This is a genomic window from Streptococcus sanguinis, assembly GCF_003943735.1.
In the GTDB taxonomy this organism is placed as follows: domain Bacteria; phylum Bacillota; class Bacilli; order Lactobacillales; family Streptococcaceae; genus Streptococcus; species Streptococcus sanguinis_E.
Map to the genome: position 1 here is coordinate 1 of NZ_RJMV01000037.1, position 526 is coordinate 526.

Below are 526 nucleotides of genomic sequence, written 5' to 3' on the forward strand. Positions count from 1 at the left end.
CTGGCTCTATGGCTCTTCGGGAGTGGATAAGCTCTATGGCGGTGCTGGCAATGATACGCTGTCTGGTTCTGATGGCAATGACTTTCTGGATGGCGGAAACGGTAATGATAAACTTGAAGGTGGCTCTGGTAATGATTATCTAGACGGCGGTGTAGGTAATGATGAGTTGACTGGCGGTTATGGTGATGATACCTACATCTTCGGATTAGGCTATGGTCAGGATACGATTTCTGATGGTTATGGTCGGAACAAGATTAAATTTATCAATGGAATCCGCCCATCTGATCTTCAAACTTATGCCAGTGGTTCTTCAGATATCGTTATCAAGGTGAAGGGNACAGAAGACCAGTTGACTCTCAAATATTTCCGCTCTGACAGCAGTAACCGGAACTTCATATTGGAGTTTGACGACGGCACAGTTCTGGATCAGGATTCGGCAGCACATCCTCTGAGAGTCATTCAAGGTACTGAGAGCGATGATTCAATCTCAGCTTATCTCAAAGATATGACGATTCAAGGAGGATCA

Annotated in this window: 1 protein-coding gene; it reads left to right on the forward strand. The window is 45.1% G+C overall.

From position 1 onward, the window contains the following. Positions 1 to 22: 22 nt before the first annotated feature. A partial coding sequence (locus D8877_RS12250; RefSeq protein WP_446677728.1) for a calcium-binding protein occupies positions 23 to 526 on the forward strand: 504 nt, incomplete at its 3' end.